The following is a 22,057-nucleotide window of genomic DNA, read 5'->3' on the forward strand; positions in this document are numbered from 1 at the left end:
TTAAAAAGAAAGGGCCCTTGCGGGCCCATTTTTTTACTTCACGCCGTGCATCAGCTTTTGGATGAGCGGTGCCAGCAGGAACAGCAGCACGCCGCCGCCGATCAGAATCCAGAAGCCCTGGGTGTAGCCGGTCAGCGCGGATTGCACCGACATGCCGTGCTCGCCCGACATCAGCGAAGCCACGATACCGGACAGGTTGTTGCCGATGCCGGTCGACAGGAACCAGCCGCCCATGCCCATGCCCACCAGGCGGGTCGGCGCTAGCTTGGTCACCATCGACAGGCCGATCGGGGACAGGCACAGTTCACCGATAGACTGGATCACGTAGACCATGAACAGAGTCCAGAAAGGAATCTTGTTGTGGTCGTCGACCAGCTGGGTCAGCGCGTACATCAGCAGGCCGAATGCCAGGCCGTTGCCGATCAGGCCCAGTGCGAACTTGCGTGGGATCGAAGGATTCTTGCCGCGCTTGCCCATGAAGACCCAGATCGCTGCAATCACTGGTGCGAACACGATGATGGCGATGGAGTTCACGGACTGGAACCAGGCGGTCGGGAAGTCGAAGCTGCCCAGCTGGCGGTTGACGATGTTATCGGCCAGGAAGGTGAAGGAGCTGCCTGCCTGTTCGAAGAAGCACCAGAACATGATGTTGAAGGCGAAGATCACCATCATGGCGATGGTCTTGTCACGAGCGACCTTGCCGTTGCGGATGCCTTCCACCACCAGCATCACGGCCAGGATGATGAACAGTATCGACAGCACGCCTTGCAGGGCTTCTGCGCCAACTGCCAGCAGCGAGTACACGACTGGAACAACAGCCAGCGCGCCGATGGCGACCCACACCATGCGCATTGGGTTCTGTGCTTCAGGCGCTGGTGCACCGATGCCTTTCAGGGCGCGGCGGCCGATGGAGAACCACACGAGGCTGATCAGCATGCCCACGCCGGCGGACATGAACACCACCTTGTATGCTGGCGTGTCGCCGGTGCCGAAGACTTTCTGCGCCAGCAGCTGGGTAACGATAGGGGCCAGGAAGCCGCCGACGTTAATGCCCATGTAGAAGATGGTGAAGCCGGAGTCGCGGCGGGTATCGCCCAGCGAGTACAGCTTGCCGACCATGGTCGAAATATTCGGTTTGAACAGACCGTTACCCACGATGATCGTGGCCAAGCCGAACTTGAAGATGTTCGGGTCCGGGTAGGAGATCATGAACAGGCCGGCCGACATGAAGATCGCGCCGATGATGATGGAGCGCTGGTAGCCGAGGACCCGGTCGGCCACGTAGCCGCCGAACAGGGCGCCCGCATACACCAGGGCCAGATAGGAACCGTAGGTCAGATTGGCGTTGGCCTGGCCGGCCGCGTCGCCGCCGAAGAACTGCGCAACGATGTATAGCACCAGTGCCCAGCGAATGCCGTAAAACGCGAAGCGTTCCCAGAATTCGGACATGAACAGCATCCAGAGCGGAGCAGGGTGGCCCATGATCTGCTTGAATTCAGGGATTGGCGCTTCAGTGGTAGCTTGGGTAGGACCGCTCATGCGGACTTCTCCTGGTCGAAAAAAAGCCGCATTTTAAAGCACCGCAAGCATTTAAAGGGTAAATTCGCGTGCCGCAGTGCAGCAATGTGGTATGTTTGCCAAGCTTGTGTCTGTGAGACCAAACGTTATGAGCGTATATTGGGGGTGCAGGCCGAATAAAGATCAGAAAAAGGAAAGTCGTATCATGGAACACAACGTTGTCGATACTCTCATTGCCCCTGAAGGAAAACTCGAAGTCCTGTCCAAGGCAGAAGTGGGCCAGTTGCTGGATTCCGGGAAGGGCGGCCTTTATAACATGTTCCGCAACTGCGCCCTGGCGGTGCTGAATTGCGGCAGTACGATCGACGATGGAAAGGAACTGCTGGACCGCTACAAGTCGTTTGACATCAACATCCTGCAGCGCGAGCGCGGTATCAAGCTCGAAATCAAAGGCGCGCCGGCCATCGCATTCGTGGACGGCAAAATGATCAAGGGTATTCACGAGCACTTGTTCGCGGTGCTGCGCGATATTGTCTTCGTCAGCAATGAGGTGACGGGCAATCCTAAATTCGATTTGTCGCGCACCGAGGGCATCACGGACGCGGTTTTCCATATTCTGCGCAATGCGAATGTGCTGAAGCCTGCGACCAATCCGAATATGGTGGTGTGCTGGGGCGGACATTCGATCAACCGCGCGGAATATAACTACTCGAAGGAAGTGGGTTATCAGTTTGGCCTGCGCGGCCTGGATATCTGCACCGGCTGCGGCCCGGGTGCGATGAAAGGCCCGATGAAAGGCGCCACCATCGGCCACGCCAAGCAGCGCTTTACCGGTGGACGTTATCTGGGCATCACGGAGCCCGGCATTATCGCGGCCGAGTCGCCGAACCCGATTGTAAATGACCTGGTCATCATGCCGGACATCGAAAAGCGCCTGGAGGCCTTTGTACGCGTGGGCCACGGCATTTGCGTGTTCCCGGGCGGCGCCGGCACGGCCGAAGAAATCCTGTACATCCTGGGCATCCTGCTGCATCCGGATAATGCGGACATTCCATTCCCGCTGATCTTCACCGGTCCTGAAACGGCACGCGACTACTTCGTGCAGATCAATGAGTTCATCGGCCTGACGCTCGGCCCTGAGGCGCAAAGCCGCTACAAGATCATCGTCGATGATCCTGAGCTGGTGGCGCGCGAGATGCAGGAAGGGATCAAGCAGGTGCGCGAGTTCCGCAAGTCGCGCAGCGACGCTTATTACTTCAATTGGGCGTTGAGGATCGACGAAGAGTTCCAGCGTCCATTCGCGCCGACGCACGAAAACATGCGCAATCTGAGCCTGCACAAGCAGCAGCCGGTGCACGTGCTGGCGGCCAACCTGCGGCGCGCGTTTTCGGGTGTGGTGGCGGGCAATGTGAAGGAAGAGGGCATTCGCACCATCGAGAAATATGGCCACTTCGAGATTCACGGCGACAAGGAAATCATGGGGCCGATGGACGCGCTGCTGGCTTCCTTCGTTGCCCAGAGCCGCATGAAACTCGCCGGCAAGGCCTACACGCCTTGCTACCGCGTGATCCAGTAACGCCTCATTTGCGATAAAAAAAGCCGCCGGGCGCTGGGCCGGGCGGCTTTCGTAGGGCGGATCATCGATCCGCCGATCATGAGAAGCTGATTAGTCCTCTTTGCGCATGTGCGGGAACAGCAGCACGTCGCGGATGTTCGGCGAATCGGTCAGCAGCATCATCAGGCGGTCAATGCCGATGCCGCAGCCGCCGGCTGGCGGCATGCCGTATTCCAGCGCGCGGATGTAGTCGGCGTCATAGAACATGGCTTCGTCGTCGCCGGCTTCCTTGGCTTCAACCTGGGCCAGGAAGCGGGCTGCCTGGTCTTCTGCGTCGTTCAGCTCGGAGAAGCCGTTGGCGATTTCGCGGCCGACCATGAACAGTTCGAAGCGCTCGGTGATGCCTTCGCGGGTGTCCGAAGCACGTGCCAGCGGCGACACTTCAACCGGGTAGTCGATGATGAAGGTCGGCTCCCACAGCTGTGCTTCCGCAGTTTCTTCGAACAGCGCCAGTTGCAGCGCACCCAGGCCCGAGTGAGCGTGCGGCTTCACGCCAAACTTCAGCAGTTCGGCCTTGATGAACTCCATATCGTTCAGCTGCACTTCGGTGTAGTGCGGAGCGTACTTATTGATGGCGCCGACGATGGTCAGGCGATGGAATGGCTTGGACAGGTCCAGCTCACGGCCACCATAGTTAAGCACCGCAGTGCCCTTCGCATCAATCGCAGCCTGGCGGATCACGGACTCGGTGAAGTTCATGATCCATTCGTAGTCGGTGTAGGCCGCGTAGAACTCCATCATGGTGAATTCCGGATTGTGACGGACCGACACGCCTTCGTTACGGAAGTTGCGGTTGATCTCGAACACGCGGTCGAAGCCGCCCACGACCAGGCGCTTCAGGTACAGCTCAGGCGCGATACGCATGAACATCTGCATGTCCAGTGCATTGTGGTGGGTGATGAAAGGCTTGGCCGCAGCGCCGCCCGGGATCGGGTGCAGCATCGGGGTTTCCACTTCCATGAAGTCGTTCTTTTCCATGAAACGGCGGATCGAGGAAATTGCCGCGGTACGCGCCTTGAAGGTGCGGCGGGTTTCTTCGTTCATGATCAGGTCCACGTAGCGCTGGCGGTACTTGGTTTCCTGGTCGGCCAGGCCGTGGAATTTGTCCGGCAGTGGACGCAGCGACTTGGTGATCAGACGCAGGTCGGACACTTTGATGGTCAGTTCGTCAGTCTTGGTCTTGAACAGCGTGCCGGTGACGCCCAGGATATCGCCCAGGTCATAGTGGTGCAGCGCTTCCATCGCCGCTTCGCCGGTCAGGTCCAGCGTTGCGTAGATCTGGATGCGGCCATCGGCCTTCGGGCCGGAGGAATCCATCAGGGTGGCGAATGCAGCCTTCTTACCTGCTTCGCGTTTCAGCATCATGCGGCCAGCCAGCACTACGGTCACCGGCGCGGCTTCCAGGTCCTCGCGGGATTTGCTGCCGTACTGCTGCTGCAGATCGGCCGCCTTGTGCTGCGGACGGAAGTCGTTAGGGAAGGCGACGCCTTTTTCGCGGAGCGCGGCCAGCTTGACGCGGCGTTCGGCGATGATCTTGTTGTCGTCCTGGCCTGGTGCCTGGTCTGGGACTTGGTTTTCCGTAGTCATGATGTGATTAAGTTTTGATAGATTTATTTATTGGGCCGAGTTTTGCGCACCGAGGGCAAACAGCTCGTCGATATTCAGTTCGCTGAAGTCGCGCGCAACGCAAATCACGTTGTCGAAATCCTTGAACGCTTCAGCAGGCAAAGTGGTTGTCAGCACCACGCAGCGCATGCCCGCGCGGCGTGCTGCTTCCACGCCCAGCGGCGCGTCTTCGAACACGATGCAGTTCTCCGGTGTGGTGCCGCAGCGTTCGGCCGCCTTCAGGAACACGTCAGGGTTCGGCTTGCCGCGTGCGACATCGGCCGCGCCCACCACCGCATCGAAGTGGCGGCGCAGATCCAGGCCGTCCAGCGTGAACACGATGTTGGCAGGCGGCGCAGCAGTCGCCACGGCCAGCTTCACGCCCTGTTCCTGGGCTTCTTCGATCAGCTGGTCGAAACCGGCCACCGTTTCCAGGTGCGGCGCGTACAGCTCGCGGTACAGAGCTTCCTTCTCGGCGTCGAGCAGGGCGCTTTCTTCTTTCGACAGGTGCTCGCCCATGTAGTGGGCCATGATTTCGTGGCCCTGGCGGCCGGCCGTCGCGCGGAAGAATTCATCCGGGTCGATGGCGTGGCCGCGTTGCTCGAAAAAGGCCACCCACGATTTGGTGTGGAAGGCCATATTATCGACAATGGTACCGTCCATGTCGAAGATGAAAGCGCGGTGCGTCATCAGATGCCCTGCTTCAGGGAGGCGGAGATGAAATCATCCAGGTCGCCATCCAGCACGTTCTTGGTATTGCCGGTTTCGAAGCCGGTGCGCAGGTCCTTGATGCGGGACTGGTCCAGAACGTAGGAGCGGATCTGATGGCCCCAGCCCACGTCGGTCTTGGAGTCTTCCAGTTTCTGCTGCTCGCTCATGCGCTTGCGCAGTTCCAGTTCGAACAGCTTCGCCTTCAGCATGTCCATCGCTTCGGCCTTGTTGCGGTGCTGCGAGCGGTCGTTCTGGCACTGCACCACAATGCCGGACGGGCCGTGCGTGATACGCACTGCGGAGTCGGTCTTGTTGATGTGCTGGCCACCGGCGCCCGAGGCGCGGTAAGTGTCGATACGCAGGTCGGCCGGGTTGATTTCGATCTCGATCGAGTCATCCACTTCCGGGTAGACGAACAGGGATACGAAGGAGGTGTGACGGCCGCCGGCCGAGTCGAACGGCGACTTGCGCACCAGGCGGTGCACGCCGGTTTCAGTGCGCAGGTGGCCATAGGCGTATTCGCCTTCCACTTTCAGGGTGGCGGTCTTGATGCCGGCAACCTCGCCCTCGGATTCTTCCATCACCTCGACCTTGAAGCCCTTGCGTTCGCAATAGCGCAGGTACTGGCGCAGCAGCATGGAGGCCCAGTCCTGGGCTTCGGTGCCACCGGCGCCGGCCTGGATGTCGATGAAGCAGTTGTTCGGGTCCATCGGATTGCTGAACATCCGGCGGAATTCCATCTGCTCGATGACCTTCTGGATTTCGGCGGTGTCCGCGATCACGGCTTCCAGCGTGTCGTCGTCGCCTTCTTCCTTGCCCATCTCGAACAGCTCATTCATGTCGCGCAGGTCGCTCTCCGCCTTTTGCAGGGTGAGGACTACGCCTTCGAGGGATTTCTTTTCGCGGCCCATGTCCTGGGCCTTTTTCGGGTCATTCCAGACCGCAGGGTCTTCGAGTTCGCCGTTCAGTTGTTCGAGTTTCTCTGACTTGCGATCGAAGTCAAAGATACCTCCGAAGTTCGGCTTCGCGGGTGGTTAAATCCGCAAGCAGGGAGGACAGGGCATTGATGCGTTCAGCTTCCATGGTTTTCTTGGTCTGATAGTAATGAAATCGAACCGAGAATTATACCCTAGAGACGGCGCTCCATTCCATGCTCAGATGGAGGCCGTCCAGCGCGCCGGGCTGGAAACCATGACGTTCGTACAAGTGCCGCGCAGGATTGTCTTGCAAAACATGCAAGCGTAGGGGCAGGCCGAGGTGGCGGGCCGCCTCCTGCAGGGTGGACAGCAGGTGGCCGCCGATGTGACGGTTGCGAAAGCCGGGCAGCAGGCTGATGTCCAGCAGGCGAATTTCGTTGTCGGTGCGTGCGACGCAGAGGCGGCCGGCGCGCTGATCGCCGACCAGCACCACATTGGCCTCCAGCTGGGGGAAGTGTTGCCGGTAATGGGCGTGTTGCGCTTCCAGCTGCAGGCGCAGCAGCATGCTGCGGGCCGGACCGTCGATCAGGGACAAATCCGGCCGTGTGCTGGCCAGCAGCTCGAACAGGAAGTCCTGATCGGCTTCCTCGGCGGCACGCAGGCGGATTGCCTCTGTTTCGTCCATCGGCGCTTCAGTTCCGCGACGGGAAGATGCCCTGGAGCGCGATGATGAAGTTCAGCACCAGATAAGGCTGCTGATTATTATGCGGCGTGTTGTTGCCCGTCGTGCTCAGGCTGCCCACTGGCATCGGCGCCAGCGAGGATGGGTCGTGGTAAGGCGGCGTGGCGCCAGGTGGGGCGGCGAGCAGGGCCCCGGCCGGGGAGCCCACCGACGGAGGGGTATTGGTACCGTTCAGGCTGTGGTTGTGGCCTGCCATTTCGTTCAGCGTCAGCTGATGGGTTGCTTCGCCGCCGATTTCGCCCAGCATGCGCGGCGTCAGACCCGGCCCCTGGCCCTGGTGCAGCGGGATGCGCTGTTGCAGATTGGGCAGGGCGAAGTTGTTCACGCCATTGCCGCCATAGGTTGTGCCCAGCAGGGAGAATAAGGCCTGGTTTTGAGCGATGGGCAAGATCTGGCCATTGCAAAGCGCCCAACCCTGCGGTGCGTAGTTGCCTGCAAAAATGCGGACTTCCGCGAGGAACGGTTGTGCCATGTCTTACTCCTCAGGAACGGCTGGGGAAAATCCCCTCCAGCGCGATGATGAAATTGAGAGCCAGGAACGGCGCCATATTGTTGTGCGGCAGATTGCCGCCAGACGGAGTGACCGCTTGTGCGTACATGGCCGCCAGGGGCTTGCCATCCGGCGCATAGCATTGCGGCTTGGGCACCGAGGAGGGCACATAAACAGTGCTGCCGGTAAGATTGATCCCGGTGCCGACAGCGGAGGGCGTCTCGGTGCTGGCGCTCATGAGGTGGTTGTGCATGGGGATCTCGCTGGAGATCAACGTCACATTCTCCACGCCGGCCACCTGGCCCATATCGTAATTCGCGCCCTGCTGCGTGCCCTGGTGCACCGGCACGCGTCCACGCAAGTCAGGCAGTGCGAAGGTGGTCTGGCCGTTGCCGCCGTATTGCGTGCCAAGCAGCGAGAAGAGCGCCGTGTTGGCGGAAATCGCAATCAGGGTGCCGTCGCAAAACGCCCAGCCGCGCGGCGCGAAGTTGCCACAGAAAAGTCGAATTTCACCGAGGAATGGATCCATATTGTTCTCCCTTTGCGCGCGGCTCAGTTATGGGGCGGGAAGATGCCTTCCAGGGCGATGACGAAATTCACCACCGTATAAGGCTGCATGTTTTCGTGCGGCTGTGAACCGCCGGCCGGACCGACCGTCGGGCCATCCATGGTGGCCGAATTGTCCTGCACCCGGAACAGGTTCAGGTCGCCGGGCTGCACGTTGCCGAATGCACGTCCGGTTGGATCGGACGCGTGGGTCGCGGCTGTCGACGCCATCACATTGTGGGTATGGCCCGGCAGTTCCGGCTGAATCAGGGTATGCGCTGTTTCGCCGGCGACCTGGCCCAGGTTGAACCCGGCGCCGACGTGCACCGGCACGCGGCCCTGCAAATCAGGCAGGGCAAAGGTGGTCTGGCCATTGCCGCCGTAGGTGGTGCCCAGAATTGCAAACAGGGCCTGGTTCTGGCTGATAGCCAGGAGCTGCCCATTGCACAGTGCCCAGCCCTGCGGCGCAAAATTGAAGCCGGTCATGCGGATTTCACCGATATACGGATCAGACATGCTGCCTCCTCTCAGCTGTGGATGGCGCGTCGGCGCCATCGCACGGCAAGATCAGTTGGGTAGGAAAAAGGGAGAAGTTCAGGCGCGCAGAACGCGTCGGCGCGAAGCGCCCAGCAGACCCAGGCCGCCCGCCAGCAAGGCGAGAGTGCCCGGTTCGGGAACGCTGGGCGGCGGATCGTTAGGACCAGTCGAAGCTTGCTCGACCAGGGAGATATTGTCGAGCTGATTGCCAAAAATGGGATCGCTGCCGGTATTGCCGAATTCCAGGAGCATGGAGGTGCCGGTCGCTACGAGATCGACGAAGGTTTTGGTCACCCAGTCCAACGTTACGTCATTCTCATCCCAGATGGTCAGTCCACCGAATTTCACGAAAGCTTCGTTGTCGACGATGTCGGCGCCTGTCGAGGAGGCGCGCTGAATCTCGAAGCTGAGCGTGTACTTATGGCCGATCGTCAACCCGGAAATGTTCTGGGAAAGAATGCCGATGGGGGTCACGCCGGGAACGCTGAGATCTTCATACACGTTTGTCGTGTGTGCGGCTGGCGAGCCGGTCTGGTCCGCGCCGACCGTGAATTGCCCCGAGTCTTGCCAGTGCAGGGCGAAGCTTGATTCGAAGTCCCCGTCCAATACCAGATTAGGGGCGGCGTGTGCGAGCGTTACAGTCAACCATAGGCCCATGGCGACTGCTGTACGGCGTAAGGTTTGCATGGAATTTTCCTTGTAAGGTAACTATGTGTTGCGGATTGAGGCTGATCATACGCTTGGCTTTTTTACGCATTTCTTGAAGTTTTGTAACGTATCTTTTTTGCAAAAGACTACCTATTCCGGTGCAACTTATGGCTGAGCTACAGTGAAGCATAGAAAGGCTTTTCAAAATTGCAAGGCCGTTGTAAAAAGCCTCAAACAGTTATGATGTGTGAATTTCATTCCGATAGACTCAATATGCGCGTTCCTGCTTTCGTTTTTATGTGCGCCGCTCTGGCCGGTTGCGGCACGGTGCCTGCCGGTTCTCACACCACTTTGGCGATGCTCGAAACGACGGATTTGCACGCGAACGTACTGAGCTACGATTACTACAAGCTGGCGCCCGACGCGACGCTGGGCTTTGAGCGGACGGCCACGCTGATCCGGCAGGCCCGCACCGAGTTTGCGAATACGCTGCTGCTCGATAACGGCGACACCATCCAGGGCACGGCGCTGGCCGATTACCAGGCATTGGTTGCGCCAGTGTCCTGCTCGCAAACGCCGGCGATCTACAAAGCCATGAATGCGCTGGGCGTGGAAGGCGGCTCGGTGGGCAACCACGATTTCGATTACGGACTGGATTACCTGCAACAAGTCACGGGCAGCCGCTTTGACGTAGAGGGCATCGCCCCGCGCACCCAGGCTTGCGCCGGCGCGGCGTTCCCCATCGTGCTGTCCAACGTCATCAGCCTCAAGACCGGCAAGCCGCTGTTCGCCCCGTACCGCATTTTCGACAAGCGCATTACGGCGACCGGGCCGGATGGCAAACCGGTGCAGGCGAGTGTGAAGGTCGGCATCATCGGCTTTACGACACCGGCCATCATGGGCTGGGATAAACGCTGGCTGGAAGGTAAGGTCCGCATGGAAGGCTGGCGCGAAGCGGCGGAGCGCTACATCCCGGAAATGCGGGCGCAGGGCGCAGAGCTGGTGGTCGCGATTGCGCATGCGGGGCTTGACGGGGCGCTGTATTCGCCTGCCATGGAGAACGGCAGCTGGCATCTGGCCCAGGTGCCGGGCATCGACGCCATGCTGATTGGCCATGCCCATGAAGTCTTCCCGAACGCGGCCAGCAAGTCCCCGCAATTCAACCTGCCGGGCGTGGACAAGGTGCGTGGCACGGTAAATGGTGTGCCGACCGTGATGGCTGGCCTGTGGGGTAAGCAGCTTGGCGTCATTGCTCTGCGCCTGCGCTACGACGGTCGGCACTGGTCCGCCGATCGCGAGCACACGATCGTTGAAACGCGGGCCATCGTCGATGCGGACAAACGTCCGGTGGCGGCTGATCCCGCCATCGCGGGGCTGGTCGCTGACGAGCATGCGGCTGCCGTGAAGTACGTGAAGACGCCGATTGGCAGCACCGACTTCCGCATGTCCACCTATTTTGCGGACGTGGGCGACGTGAGCGCGATTGACGTGGTGAATCAGGCGCAGGCCGATTATCTGTCGCGCTACGTGAAGAATAATTTGCCGCAGTATGCAGCGCTGCCGGTGCTTTCAGTCTCCGCGCCGTTCAAATCCGGCGCGGCCGGTCCCGCCGATTACACGGACGTGTCGCCGGGCGCGATCGCCTTGAACAACGCGGCCGACCTGTATCTCTATCCGAACACGCTGTATGGCGTAAAAGTGAATGGCGCCCAGCTGAAAGCCTGGCTGGAACGCGCAGCGCAGCGCTACAATACGATCGATCCTGCGCGCACGACGGCGCAGGAACTGGTCAACACGGCTTTCGCGGGATTCAATCTCGACCTGCTCACCTCCGACGAAGTGCGCTACGAGATCGATGTATCGCAAGCGCCGGGCCAGCGCGTCAAATCGCTGGAGTATCGTGGCGTGCCGGTGGGCGACGCGCAGGAATTCCTTATCGCGACCAATAACTTCCGCGGCAGCGGCGGCGGCGGCTTCCCCGTTGCCCAAGTCATCCTGGCCGCGCCGGACACCAATCGCGATATCCTCATCGCCTACGTGCAAAAGACCAAGGCGCTGACGCGCAGCGCCAACGGCTTTTCACGCAGCTGGCGCTTCACGCCGCTGAATGCAAAAGGTCCGGTCATATTCCACTCGGCGCCGGGCAAGCTGCCGCTGGCGGCAGGCCTGCCCGTGACCGAGTTCCAGGCCGACGATGGTAAAGGCTACGCGATCTACCGCCTGGCGCTTTAATGCACCTTGGGTTTGTCCTGCTGCACGAGAATGAATGGACTGATGACTGTCGCCCACAGCGCGGCATCTGAATCGATCCAGCTCTGGCACTGCTGGTCGGAGACCTTGGCGACCATGCCTTGCTCCATCCACTTGGTGATGTTGGCCTTGTCGTCGTGGGCGATGCGTACGGCCACTTCCACCAGATCCAGTTCGTTCGCAACCCAGATCACATTCCCCTGGGCGAAATGCTTGAGCAACTCGCTCCATGGGAGGCGGGCGGTTTCGCGGTTCACTTTGTCGCGGAGTTCGGCGTCTTTTTCGGGCTTAAGCTGCATGGTCAATCTCTTGAATCGGTTAAATCGGCTCGACGCGGGGCGCCGGCGAACCCTCCCATGTTAACCGATAGGCCTGGCCTTTGCGAACATTGCCCACCAGTGCGGGGCGGAAGCAGCCAAGGTTGGTGCCGCCGTCGCGGCGCACGCTGGGGTAGATGATGCCCATGGAACCCGCGTCCAGCAGGCGCGCGGCCAGGCGCTGGGAAGCGATGTAGCTCTCCGGATCGAGGCAGGGCGCAAATTCCGCCAATCCGCGGATATCATGAAACTCGGCAGAGAAGTCGGCCAGCATGGCCTGATAGCTGACGCTGTCGTCGAAGCGGTCGATTTCGGCGTATTCCACGGTCTTATGAAAGATGACTTCGGCCAGCGCTGTTTCCGCATCGAAGGCGCAATACCAGGCGCCGCGCTGGCCGTCGTTGAAGCGGCTGCCCTCAGGACGGGCGTAGGTAAAGGCGGCGTTGATGCTGCGGTAGTTCGGCACATAGAACACCAGCTCTTCGATGCCGATACCGGATGCGCCGCCATGTTCGGCCAGCAGGCGCGCGTTGGTCGCGTTATCGAGATCGAACAGGTCACGCAGTTCGTCGTCGTTATCGGCCAGCGCCGAAAGGACGGAATCTTCCTTGTCCACGAAACGGGACGGAATCAGGCGGCAGGTATCGAATTGGCGCAGCAGGCGCAGCGGCGGTAAGGGCGTCAATTACAGGCCTCCACGGCGCGCATCGAGCAGCTGGCGCACGGTCTGCATGGAGAGCATACCGCCGGCCAGCATAAAGGCCAGCGGCGTGCGGCCGCTGAAAATCACATTGCGGTTCGCCAGGCTGATCCATTCATCGGCGAGCTTGTCGCCGTAGATAATGTGCAGCGACTTGTAGATGCCGAGCAGGTAGGAAATACGCGTGATACGGTCGACTTCCAGCACGCGGTCGGGATTCTTTTTCCATTCGTAGAAGGTGCTGCTGGACAGGCCTCCCAGCAGTTCGCGCGCATCTTCGTCGCGCAGTTTCCAGGCCGCGGCCAGTTTGAAAAAGCCCTTCAGCGCGGCGTGCGACAGGCGCTCGCGTTCTTCCTTGTGGCTGAGATCCACCGGCATGGCGGGCTGGTAATTGCTCTTGGGGTAGGCGTAGGCGGAATTCATCATATCCTCCGTTTATGGATTAGTTATACTCCGATTCCGTGCAATATACAAGTCTTTCCGCTTTGCGCTTCCTCAATGATGCCCGTCGCTGGCGCTGACAATATTGCGAAATGGCATTTTCGGGAGGGTTTGCGATGGAGCAACTTTTGCCATGGGTGGAAGCGGAGTTGAAGCAGTTTCGGCGAAAAAGCGCGGAGTTTGCAGTGCGCTATCCCCGTCTGGCGGGCAGCTTGAATCCGCCGCGCGAGGGAGTGCGCGATCCGCATGTGGACAGGCTGGTGCAAGCTGCGGCGGTGCTTCACGCGCGCATCGCCCATAGTCTCGATCGCGCCAGCCCGCTTCTGGATGAGGCGCTGCTGGAGGCATTATTCCCAAACACGCTCGCACCATTTCCTGCCAGTGCGATCTTTCGTCTTTCCGCCAGCGCGCGCCGTGGCACGGCATTAGCGGCGCGTGCGGCGGATGGGCGCGTCTCGTCATTCCGCCTGACTGGTGACGCCTGCACAGGCGCAGACGTCACCAGTTTGCGCTGGCGCCCCTGCGAGGGGCCAGGTGGCGAGCATCTGTTATCGCTGACCCTCAGTGGTCTGAGTGCGTCTACTCCCGACACCCTGCGCCTCTACGTGAACGCTGAGCCCGTGCTGCGCGCGGCGTTGCAGAACGCGTTGCTGCTGTATGCCTCCAGCGCGTGGTCTGCAATGCCTGGCGGTCCGGCCGAGCTATTGCCCCGTGTGCCCGTGCGCGTGGCAGGCCTGGACGAGCTTGGCGATTACAGCTGGCAGGTGCTGCGCGAATATCAATGCTTCCCGGAGCGCTTCAACTTTCTGGAGCTGAATCTGGCATCGTTGCGGCGCTTCATCGCATACGGTAACGTTTCCCTGGATATCGCCGTGCCGCTGCGTGCGGACAGCGAATTGGCGCGGACGCTGGCCGGTGTTGAAGCCGGCCATTTGTTGACGGGGTGCGCGCCAGGGGCGAATTTGTTTGCCGCCGCCGCGGCGCCCGTGTACGTCAGCCGGACTTCCAGCGAATATGGCCTCGCGCCTGCGGACAGTTCGCATGTCATCCATGCCATCGACACCGTTCATCTGCTCGCCGCCGATGGCCTGTCGGTCCTGCAGCCGCCGCAAACAATGCGCTTCGGCGCCGCGCCCACCGGCACCTGGACCGCCCGCCGCGCGCTGTTGGACGAACCCGGCCCACCCATGCGCATCAGTTTTGCTCCAGCACCGGCGTGGGCGGCGTCCGAGACGGGGACGGCGACGGCTTCCGTAGGGCTCACGTGCTGCGAGCGCTCCTTGCCGCAGGCTTTTGCGGGCTTCGAGCCGGCTGCGGTGTTGATCGGCACGCCATGCCGCATGCGTGAGGTCGCGGGTGGCATGGCGCTGCGCTGGCGGCTGTTGGCAATGCTGGCGCTGGAGGCCAACCCGGCAAATGTGGAGAATCTCAGGCTGGCGTTTGCGTTGCAAGACCTGGCGGAGTCGGACACGGGCCAGAAGCTGCGTGACGCGCTGGTCGATTTGAAGACCAGGCCGGCGACCATGCGGATGCGCCATAAGCACGGCGCCGCGCCAGTTGATGGCACCGAGCTGCGCGTGACGATAGAAGAACGTGCGCTGGTCGGCGCCAGCGTGGCGGTATTCGTGCATCTGATCGACCAATACCTGTCTTACTCCGTCCACCTGAACACATTCATGCAGCTGGTGGCGATTTCCGCATCAAGCGGCGAGGAGCTCTTGCGATGCCGTCCAAGGAACGGAAATCTGATGTTGTAGGTGGCTACGACTATTTTCGGCTGCTGCAGGCCTTGCGCGAGCAGGGCGCAGTACCGCGCGCGGAGAACGATACCTCGCTGGCTTTCCCGCCAGGCGACATCGCAACCTGCGCAGGCGATGCGGTACGGCCTGCGTTCATGGGGCTGCTCGGCGCGGCAGGCGCACTGCCTTACCATTACACGGAGCGCATCGCCAGAGCGCCCGGCAGCGGGCCGCGCGAATTTCTCGACATGCTGTCCGCCCGCGCGCTCGAACAGTTCGACGCGGCCTGGTACAAGCACCGGCCGGCGGATTTGCTGCCGATGCTGATGGACCTTGGCGGCACGCGCGAACCGGCACTGGCGCAATATGCGGCGATGATGCGCCGCTCCGCAACCTCCGCCGAAGCACTGGGAAAGGCGTTGAGTGATTATTTCGGCGTGCCGCTGCACGTGGAGCAGTTTGCCGGCAACTGGCAGATGCTGGCGCCGCCGCACCGTAATGCGCTTGGACGCGCCAACGCGACGTTGGGCAGCGATACGGCGCTGGGTGGCCGGCAGTGGCGCTGCGATCTGGGCATCAATATCCATATCGGACCGGTGGACGCGGCGGCGCGCGAACAATTTCTGCCGCGCGGTCCGGCGGCCAGGGCGTTGCCGCAAATGCTTGCAGCGATGATGGATGGCTGCATTGAAGCCGTCGCGCATGTTCAGCTGGAGTCCGTTGGCGCAGCTGCGCTGGACGCCAAAGCGCGGCTTGGCTACGACGCGCTGCTGGCCAGGGCTGGGGAAGGAGAGCTGTGTTATAAGATCGGGTATCCAGAATAATAAGGAGACCCCATGAAGACCCTGATCGCCGCAGCGGTCCTGGCCCTGGCCACAGCCGCAAGCGCCGCGCCAAGTAACGCCGAATTAAAGCAGCAAGTTGCCGACACCGAGCGCGCTTTCGCGGCGACCATGGCCAAGCGTGATTTCGCGGCCTTCACCACCTTCCTGTCCGATGAAGCAGTTTTCCATTCCGGCCCCAAGCCGCTGCGTGGCAAGCAAGCCGTGTCCGATTTCTGGAAGAAGTTCTACGAAAAGCCGGACGCGCCGTTCTCCTGGGAGCCGGATGACGTGGAAGTGCTGGACTCCGGCACGCTCGCCCATTCCTCCGGGCCGGTGCACGACCCGAAGGGCAAGCTGATTGGCCGCTTCAATTCCGTATGGCGCCAGGAAGCGCCGGGAAAATGGCGCATCGTGTTCGACAAAGGCCAGGAAGTCTGCAACTGCAAACGTGAGCCCGACCAGCCTTAATCAAGCCGGTTCGGCGTGCTCCACCAGCAGCTGGACGCGTGTGACGCCGTTATATTCGTTGGCGTCGAGGCGGAAGGCCACGCGGGCGCGCTCGCCCAGCGCATCGGTGTGGCCGAACCAGATGGCGTCGTAGCGGGCGCCGTTCTTCTCCAGCAGCAGCTTGAGATGGCGCTCCTTCAGGATGCGCTGGCTCATCACGCGGAACTCGTCGCAGAACACGGGTGGCGCAAAGCCCTGGCCCCAGACCTGGCCGTCCATCAGTTCGATGAATTGGGTGGTGTAGTAAGCGTCTTCCAGCGGACCATCCGTCTCGATCACACGCTCCAGCTGCTGCTCTGACAGCCAGGAGCGGCCCACGGCTTCAAACGCTTCGCAGAACGCGCCGAAAGCCTCGGCGCGCAGACTCAGGCCAGCCGCCATGGCGTGGCCGCCGAATTTGTCGATCAGGCTTGGCGCGCGCTTGGACACCAGATCCAGCGCATCGCGCAAATGGAAGCCGGGGATTGAGCGGCCGGAACCCTTGATCATGCCATCGCCCGCCGGTGCGAACGTAATGGTCGGCCGATAGAACTTCTCTTTCAGGCGCGAGGCCACAATGCCGATCACGCCCTGATGCCAGCCTTCGTCAAACACGCAGATGGTGGTGCTGTTCGCAGGCTGAAAATCCTCCAGATGTATCAAGGCCGCGTCCTGCATCTCAGCTTCGATCTCACGGCGCTGCAGGTTGATGTCGTTCAGCTGCTGGGCCAGTTCCCAGGCGCGCTGTTCGTCATCCGTAATCAGGCACTCGATACCGAGCGACATATCTTCCAGGCGACCGGCCGCGTTCAGACGCGGTCCCAGCGCAAAGCCCAGATCGAACGGCGAGGCCGTGCGCGCCTGGCGGCCGGATACGCGGAACAGCGCCGCCACGCCGGCGTGCATGCGTCCCATGCGCATGCGCTTGATGCCTTGGGCGACGAGGATGCGGTTGTTCGGATCAAGTTTCACCACGTCCGCCACGGTGCCCAAGGCGACTAGGTCGAGCAGCGAATCCAGCTTGGGCTGGGTCTGCGCATCGAACACGCCGCGGCGGCGCAGCTCAGCGCGCAGGGCCAGCAGCACATAGAACACCACACCTACACCAGCCAGATGCTTGGACGGAAAACCGCAGGCAGGCTGGTTTGGATTGACGATCACACGTGCGTCGGGCAGCGCATCGCCGGGCAAGTGGTGGTCGGTCACCACGACCTCGATGCCGCGGCGTTTGGCTTCTTCCACGCCTTCGATGCTGGCGATGCCGTTATCGACGGTGATAATGATGTCCGGCGATTTCTCGCGCGCCGTCAGCGCCACGATTTCCGGCGTGAGGCCGTAGCCGTATTCGAAGCGGTTGGGGACAATGAAATCGACATCCGCGCCCATCGAGCGCAGGCCGCGCAGCGCGGTGGCGCAGGCGGTGGCGCCGTCGCAGTCGTAGTCGGCGACGATGACCATGCGCTTGCGCGCCGCGATGGCGTCGGCCAGGAACACGGCTGCCGCGTCGATGTGCAGCAGGCCGGCGGGCTGCATCAGCGCCGCCAGTTCGCTGGACAGTTCATTCAGGTCCACCAGGCCGCGCGAGGCGTACAGGCGCGCCAGCACAGGATGGACGCCGCCCTGGCGCAGCATTTCGGATTCGCGGGCAGGGCAGGGGCGGATGGCAATGCGGGTCATGACTTGAGATTCTTCAGATTCTGCTGGCGCCAGAACTGGCGCAGCACCATTTTGGTCGTACGGAAGGTGGTGACGCCGTCGCGGTCCGTCAGCACCAGTTTCAGCTCGCCGATGCGGCCTTCGCGCAGGGCGCCCAGCAAAGGCGTGAACCATTCCTGCTCCAGACGCTGCATCTCCATCAGCCATGCGGACCAGTCACCGGCCAGGCCATGCGGCAGCAGGTGGCCCAGCACGGCGGTCTTACGCTCGCCCGGCGTGGCCAGCAAGCGCGCCACATCGCCGTCCCGCAGTTCCGGTGTGCCGAGCGCCGTCAGCCAGCTGGGCGCTGACGACACCAGCAGCGGCGCGGCAGGCGCGGTGGCGCCGGAAGCTGGGGCGCCACCCCACATCCAGAACGAATTCACCGGCGACAGGCGACGCGCCTCGCGCACTTCGTTGACCGGATTTTCGTGCCACAGCATCTGTACTTCGTTCTGCAGCTTCTTGAAGCCCAACGCATTGGGGCCGGTCGGCATCCAGTCGGCCAGATTGGTGCCGATGGCGGCGTCCAGCGACGCCGTATCCAATTCGGACCAGCCGTCGGCGCGCATGAACCAGGTGTTTGCGTCGCCGTAGCGCAGGTCATCGAAGTAGGGCTTGGCCAGTTCGAACAGGGCGCGCGAATCGGCTTCGTTCAGGCCCAGGTTGCGCGGATCGGCCATGGTCAGGTGGTTGCGCGCCAGCTGGATGTGCACGGGGTGCACGATGAACCAGTAACCGTCCTGCGGCGGCGTGCCGAAACCATTCATCACAGCGGCGGCCAGCGGCGCACCGTCGGGACCCGGCGCCAGCCAGTTTTCGTGCGGCAGGACGCGGGCGTCCGAGTCGAAGCGGCGGCGCTCATGCAAATTGTTGCGCGAAAGCAATGCTGCGAGCGACGGCGCCTGCAGGGCGCGGGCGATGTCCGCGGCCAGTTCGGCGGGCGGCAGAGCGAAGGGGATTACGACGGTAGTAGAAGCCATGCGGCATTGTAGAGGATAGGCGGTCCACATGAAATGCTGTTTATATGGCAAACTGCGGGCTTTCGCGTCTTTCCTGCCAACGCAATACATGGGTCTCTTAAAAAAATTGCCATTCGAATGGCTGGTCGGCCTGCGCTACACGCGCGCCGGCAAACGCAGTGGGCGCAATAGTTTTATATCGTTTATCTCCGCAACGTCGATGGCAGGCATCGGCCTGGGCGTAGCGGCGCTGATCGTGGTGCTGTCCGTGTACAACGGCTTCCAGAAAGAAGTCACAGAGCGCATGCTGTCCGTGCTGGGACACGTGGAGATCTACGACATCAGCGGCCTGGGTATGGCCGATTGGCACGCGACAGCGAAGCAGGCGTCGGTGAATCCGGAAGTGCGCGGCGCCGCGCCTTTCGTCGAAACGCAGGGCATGCTGGTGCATGGCGGCGACATTCTGCGTCCTGCCGTGGTGCGCGGCATCCTGCCAGGCGAGGAGACCAAGGTTTCCGACATCGGCAGGCAGATGAAAGAGGGCAGTCTGGATAGCTTGCAGCCCGGTTCGTTCAACATCATTCTGGGCATCGAGCTGGCGCGCCAGCTGGAGGTGAAGATTGGCGACAAGGTGGCGATTGCGCTGGCCGAGGGCTCGTCCTTCACCAGCGTGGCGCCGACACTGCGCACCTTTACCGTCAGCGGCATTTTCGAAGCCGGGCATAACGAATTCGATTCCGGTCTGGGCTATGTACATCTGGAAGACGGCGAACAACTGGTGCACCTGAATGCGCCGTTCGGCCTGCGCCTGCGCTTGCAGGACCTGCAGAAAGCGCCGGAAGTGGCATTTGAGCTGAAGCAGACCATGCCGGGCAAACTGCTGGTGCGCGACTGGACGAAGCTGAACACGACCTGGTTCGCCGCCGTGACCACGCAGAAGCACATGATGTTTGTGATCCTGACTCTGATCATCGCTGTTGCGGCCTTCAACCTGGTCGCTACGCTGGTGATGACGGTGACCGATAAACAAGCCGATATCGCCATCCTGCGCACCCTGGGTGCATCGCCACGTTCGATCATGAAGATTTTCATGGTACAGGGAGCGCTGGTTGGCGTGCTGGGCACCGCGCTGGGCGTGGTGGGCGGTGTGACGCTGGCCCTGAACGTGGACGTGATCGTACCCGCCATCGAGCATCTGTTTGGCGTGAAGTTCCTGGCCAAGGACATCTACTTCATCAGCGCCGTGCCGTCGGACCTGCGCTGGCATGATGTGACCATTATCGGTATCACCTCGATGGCGCTGGCCTTTGTGGCGACCCTGTACCCTAGCTGGTCGGCAGCCCGTGTGCGTCCGGCGGACGCCCTGCGTTACGAATAATATGAAGAATCTCCCCTACGAATGGCTGGTCGGCCTGCGCTACACCCGTGCAGGCAAGCGCGATAAGCGCAACAGCTTCATTTCCTTTATCTCCCTGATTTCGATGAGCGGCATCGCGCTGGGTGTGGCTGCGCTGATCATCATCCTGTCGGTGATGAACGGCTTCCGCAAAGAGGTTACGGACCGCATGCTGTCCGTGCTGGCCCACGTCGAAGTCTTCGACAAGAACGGCTCGATGCCGGACTGGCAGGAGCAGGCCCGCCGCGCCATGACGAATCCGGCGGTGAAGGGTACGGCGCCTTTCGTGCAGACGCAGGCCATGCTGCTGCACGGTGGCGAAATCCTGCGCCCGGCGGTGGTGCGCGGCGTACTGCCGGATCAGGAGCCGAATGTGTCCGATCTGGCCAAGACCACCAAATTCGGCAGTTTCAAGGATCTGCGGCCCGGCGAGTTCGGCATCGTGATGGGGATTGACCTGGCGCGCTCGCTGCAGCTGAATCTTGGCGACAAGGTGACCATGGCGCTGGCCCAGGGAACGGTGACCCCGGCCGGCGTGGTGCCGCGCATGCGCAGCTTCACACTGGTGGGCGTATTCGTCGCGGGACACCCGGAATTCGATTCAGGCCTGGCCTTCATCCATATTCAGGATGCGGAAAAGATGCTGCGCATGGATGCTCCGGCAGGTCTGCGTTTGCGGCTAGCCGATATGCACCGCGCGCCCGAAGTTGCGGAAGAGTTGAAGAAACTGTTCCCGTCCAATCTTACCGTGCGTGACTGGTCCAGGCTGAACGCCAATTGGTTTGCTGCCGTACAGACCGAAAAGCGCATGATGTTTATCATCCTCACACTCATCGTCGCGGTGGCCGCCTTCAATCTGGTGTCCACGCTGGTGATGACGGTGACGGACAAGCAGGCCGACATAGCCATTCTGCGCACGCTGGGCGCCACGCCGCGTTCGATCATGAAGATTTTCGTGATCCAGGGCGCGCTGGTGGGCGTGCTGGGCGCGCTGCTGGGTGTCGCGGGCGGCGTGCTTGTGGCCTTGAATATTGATGTTATCGTCCCGTTTATCGAACACTTATTGGGAGTGCAGTTCTTGTCGAAGGATATCTACCAAATCAGCACCGTGCCGTCGGATATGCACTGGGCGGACGTTGGCGTGATCGCCGTGGTTTCCGTGCTGCTGGCGTTTGCTGCCACGCTGTACCCGAGCCGTTGGGCGGCGTCGGTCAAACCTGCGGAGGCACTGCGCTATGAATGATGCTGTGCTGAGCTGCCGCAATCTCGGCAAGACCTTCAAGGAAGGCAGCTACGAGGTCAAGGTGCTGGAGGGGATTGATTTCGAAGTGCACCGCGGCGAGCGCGTGGCGATTGTTGGCGCGTCCGGCTCCGGCAAGTCCACGCTGCTGCATCTGCTGGGCGGGCTGGATACGCCAAGCAATGGCGCCGTGACGCTGCAGGGCAAAGATTTCGCATCACTGAGCGAGGCGCAACGCGGCGACGTGCGTAATCAGTCGCTGGGCTTTGTCTATCAGTTCCACCATCTGCTGCCGGAGTTTTCGGCGCTGGACAATGTGGCGATGCCGCTGATGATCCGCCGCACGAAGCGTGCGGACGCGCTGGAACAGGCGCAGGCCATGCTGGCGCGCGTTGGGCTGGCCAAGCGTGTGACGCACGTGCCGGGCGAATTGTCCGGCGGTGAACGTCAGCGCGTCGCATTGGCGCGTGCGCTGGTGACGCAGCCTGCTTGCGTGCTGGCCGACGAACCGACCGGCAATCTGGATCATACGACTGCGGAATCGGTATTCGATCTGATGCTGGAGCTGTCGAGCACTCTCGGCACGGCCTTCGTGATCGTCACCCACGATCCGGCGCTGGCCAAGCGCTGCGACCGTATGCTGCGTCTGACCGACGAAGGATTGCGCCAGGAGTAAGC

The 22,057-nt window shown here is 61.5% G+C and carries 22 protein-coding genes; 8 read left to right on the top strand and 14 right to left on the bottom strand.

All coding sequences use genetic code 11. From position 1 onward, the window contains the following. Window positions 1-33: 33 nt before the first annotated feature. Window positions 34-1,539: a peptide MFS transporter gene (locus AB4Z19_RS05710; RefSeq protein ID WP_442028309.1), complete on the bottom strand. Its 1,506-nt coding sequence runs from the start codon at window positions 1,537-1,539 to the stop codon at window positions 34-36. Between the two features lie 184 nt (window positions 1,540-1,723). Here AB4Z19_RS05710 and ppnN point away from each other — a divergent pair, with 184 nt between their 5' ends. Next, the gene (gene ppnN / locus AB4Z19_RS05715) at window positions 1,724-3,094 is read left to right on the top strand and encodes a nucleotide 5'-monophosphate nucleosidase PpnN (RefSeq protein ID WP_442034606.1); all 1,371 of its coding nucleotides are present in this window, start codon (window positions 1,724-1,726) and stop codon (window positions 3,092-3,094) included. A 90-nt stretch (window positions 3,095-3,184) separates the two neighbouring features. Here the strand turns inward: ppnN and lysS are convergent, their stop codons facing one another. The 8 genes from lysS to AB4Z19_RS05755 form a co-directional block, all read right to left on the bottom strand. Next, window positions 3,185-4,720: a lysine--tRNA ligase gene (gene lysS / locus AB4Z19_RS05720; protein ID WP_442034608.1), complete on the bottom strand. Its 1,536-nt coding sequence runs from the start codon at window positions 4,718-4,720 to the stop codon at window positions 3,185-3,187. Between the two features lie 27 nt (window positions 4,721-4,747). Further along, on the bottom strand, window positions 4,748-5,428 hold the full coding sequence (locus AB4Z19_RS05725) for an HAD family hydrolase (RefSeq protein ID WP_442034609.1): 681 nt from the start codon (window positions 5,426-5,428) through the stop codon (window positions 4,748-4,750). Next, a protein-coding gene (prfB, locus tag AB4Z19_RS05730) for a peptide chain release factor 2 (RefSeq protein ID WP_442034611.1) occupies window positions 5,428-6,532 on the bottom strand; the annotation gives its coding sequence in 2 pieces (ribosomal slippage) (window positions 5,428-6,450 and window positions 6,452-6,532; 1,104 coding nt in all). Before prfB ends, AB4Z19_RS05725 begins: the two co-directional genes overlap by 1 nt. Window positions 6,533-6,571: 39 nt before the next feature. Beyond that, a complete protein-coding gene (locus AB4Z19_RS05735; protein ID WP_442030369.1) occupies window positions 6,572-7,051 on the bottom strand; it encodes a GNAT family N-acetyltransferase in 480 nt (159 codons plus the stop codon). 7 nt (window positions 7,052-7,058) lie between these two features. Then, complete coding sequence (locus AB4Z19_RS05740) at window positions 7,059-7,580, bottom strand: phage tail protein (RefSeq protein WP_442034613.1); 522 nt, start codon at window positions 7,578-7,580, stop codon at window positions 7,059-7,061. A gap of 10 nt (window positions 7,581-7,590) precedes the next feature. Next, window positions 7,591-8,127 (bottom strand): phage tail protein, encoded by a 537-nt coding sequence (locus AB4Z19_RS05745; protein ID WP_442034615.1) that lies wholly within the window; start codon window positions 8,125-8,127, stop codon window positions 7,591-7,593. A gap of 23 nt (window positions 8,128-8,150) precedes the next feature. Next, window positions 8,151-8,660 carry a phage tail protein gene (locus AB4Z19_RS05750; protein WP_442029304.1) on the bottom strand — a complete coding sequence of 170 codons (510 nt, stop codon included), beginning with the start codon at window positions 8,658-8,660 and terminating at the stop codon, window positions 8,151-8,153. Between the two features lie 78 nt (window positions 8,661-8,738). After that, window positions 8,739-9,368 carry a PEP-CTERM sorting domain-containing protein gene (locus tag AB4Z19_RS05755; protein ID WP_442029303.1) on the bottom strand — a complete coding sequence of 210 codons (630 nt, stop codon included), beginning with the start codon at window positions 9,366-9,368 and terminating at the stop codon, window positions 8,739-8,741. A 234-nt stretch (window positions 9,369-9,602) separates the two neighbouring features. Here AB4Z19_RS05755 and AB4Z19_RS05760 point away from each other — a divergent pair, with 234 nt between their 5' ends. Next, on the top strand, window positions 9,603-11,561 hold the full coding sequence (locus AB4Z19_RS05760) for a bifunctional 2',3'-cyclic-nucleotide 2'-phosphodiesterase/3'-nucleotidase (protein ID WP_442034617.1): 1,959 nt from the start codon (window positions 9,603-9,605) through the stop codon (window positions 11,559-11,561). Here AB4Z19_RS05760 and AB4Z19_RS05765 read toward each other — a convergent pair. From AB4Z19_RS05765 to AB4Z19_RS05775, 3 genes are read right to left on the bottom strand one after another with little or no spacing between them, the layout of a single operon-like run. After that, a complete protein-coding gene (locus AB4Z19_RS05765) occupies window positions 11,558-11,878 on the bottom strand; it encodes a DUF2288 domain-containing protein (RefSeq protein ID WP_442029313.1) in 321 nt (106 codons plus the stop codon). The genes AB4Z19_RS05760 and AB4Z19_RS05765 overlap by 4 nt on opposite strands. Before the next feature lie 19 nt (window positions 11,879-11,897). After that, entirely contained in the window at window positions 11,898-12,581 is a 684-nt protein-coding gene (locus AB4Z19_RS05770; RefSeq protein ID WP_442029314.1) for an RES family NAD+ phosphorylase, read from the bottom strand. Continuing rightward, window positions 12,582-13,019: an antitoxin Xre-like helix-turn-helix domain-containing protein gene (locus AB4Z19_RS05775; RefSeq protein ID WP_442029315.1), complete on the bottom strand. Its 438-nt coding sequence runs from the start codon at window positions 13,017-13,019 to the stop codon at window positions 12,582-12,584. It abuts the gene before it with no gap. 134 nt (window positions 13,020-13,153) lie between these two features. Here AB4Z19_RS05775 and AB4Z19_RS05780 point away from each other — a divergent pair, with 134 nt between their 5' ends. From AB4Z19_RS05780 to AB4Z19_RS05790, 3 genes are read left to right on the top strand one after another with little or no spacing between them, the layout of a single operon-like run. Then, a complete protein-coding gene (locus tag AB4Z19_RS05780) occupies window positions 13,154-14,794 on the top strand; it encodes a type VI secretion system baseplate subunit TssF (protein ID WP_442034619.1) in 1,641 nt (546 codons plus the stop codon). Further along, complete coding sequence (tssG, locus tag AB4Z19_RS05785; protein WP_442027207.1) at window positions 14,761-15,600, top strand: type VI secretion system baseplate subunit TssG; 840 nt, start codon at window positions 14,761-14,763, stop codon at window positions 15,598-15,600. The genes AB4Z19_RS05780 and tssG overlap by 34 nt, the downstream gene beginning before the upstream one ends. Before the next feature lie 12 nt (window positions 15,601-15,612). Beyond that, the gene (locus AB4Z19_RS05790) at window positions 15,613-16,068 is read left to right on the top strand and encodes a YybH family protein (RefSeq protein ID WP_442027209.1); all 456 of its coding nucleotides are present in this window, start codon (window positions 15,613-15,615) and stop codon (window positions 16,066-16,068) included. Here the strand turns inward: AB4Z19_RS05790 and recJ are convergent, their stop codons facing one another. Both recJ and AB4Z19_RS05800 read right to left on the bottom strand, forming a co-directional pair. After that, a complete protein-coding gene (recJ, locus tag AB4Z19_RS05795) occupies window positions 16,069-17,763 on the bottom strand; it encodes a single-stranded-DNA-specific exonuclease RecJ (protein ID WP_442027211.1) in 1,695 nt (564 codons plus the stop codon). It lies immediately after the preceding gene. Next, the gene (locus AB4Z19_RS05800; RefSeq protein ID WP_442034621.1) at window positions 17,760-18,764 is read right to left on the bottom strand and encodes a hypothetical protein; all 1,005 of its coding nucleotides are present in this window, start codon (window positions 18,762-18,764) and stop codon (window positions 17,760-17,762) included. Before AB4Z19_RS05800 ends, recJ begins: the two co-directional genes overlap by 4 nt. An 88-nt stretch (window positions 18,765-18,852) precedes the next feature. Between AB4Z19_RS05800 and AB4Z19_RS05805 the strand changes: the two genes are divergently transcribed. From AB4Z19_RS05805 to lolD, 3 genes are read left to right on the top strand one after another with little or no spacing between them, the layout of a single operon-like run. Beyond that, the gene (locus tag AB4Z19_RS05805; RefSeq protein ID WP_442034623.1) at window positions 18,853-20,121 is read left to right on the top strand and encodes a lipoprotein-releasing ABC transporter permease subunit; all 1,269 of its coding nucleotides are present in this window, start codon (window positions 18,853-18,855) and stop codon (window positions 20,119-20,121) included. 1 nt (window position 20,122) lies between these two features. Further along, a complete protein-coding gene (locus tag AB4Z19_RS05810; RefSeq protein WP_442034625.1) occupies window positions 20,123-21,382 on the top strand; it encodes a lipoprotein-releasing ABC transporter permease subunit in 1,260 nt (419 codons plus the stop codon). Next, window positions 21,375-22,055 (top strand): lipoprotein-releasing ABC transporter ATP-binding protein LolD, encoded by a 681-nt coding sequence (gene lolD / locus AB4Z19_RS05815; protein ID WP_442028192.1) that lies wholly within the window; start codon window positions 21,375-21,377, stop codon window positions 22,053-22,055. Before AB4Z19_RS05810 ends, lolD begins: the two co-directional genes overlap by 8 nt. The last annotated feature ends 2 nt before the right edge of the window (window positions 22,056-22,057 follow it).

It is taken from the genome of Pseudoduganella sp. RAF19 (assembly GCF_052114165.1).
Classification (GTDB): Bacteria; Pseudomonadota; Gammaproteobacteria; order Burkholderiales; family Burkholderiaceae_D; genus Rugamonas.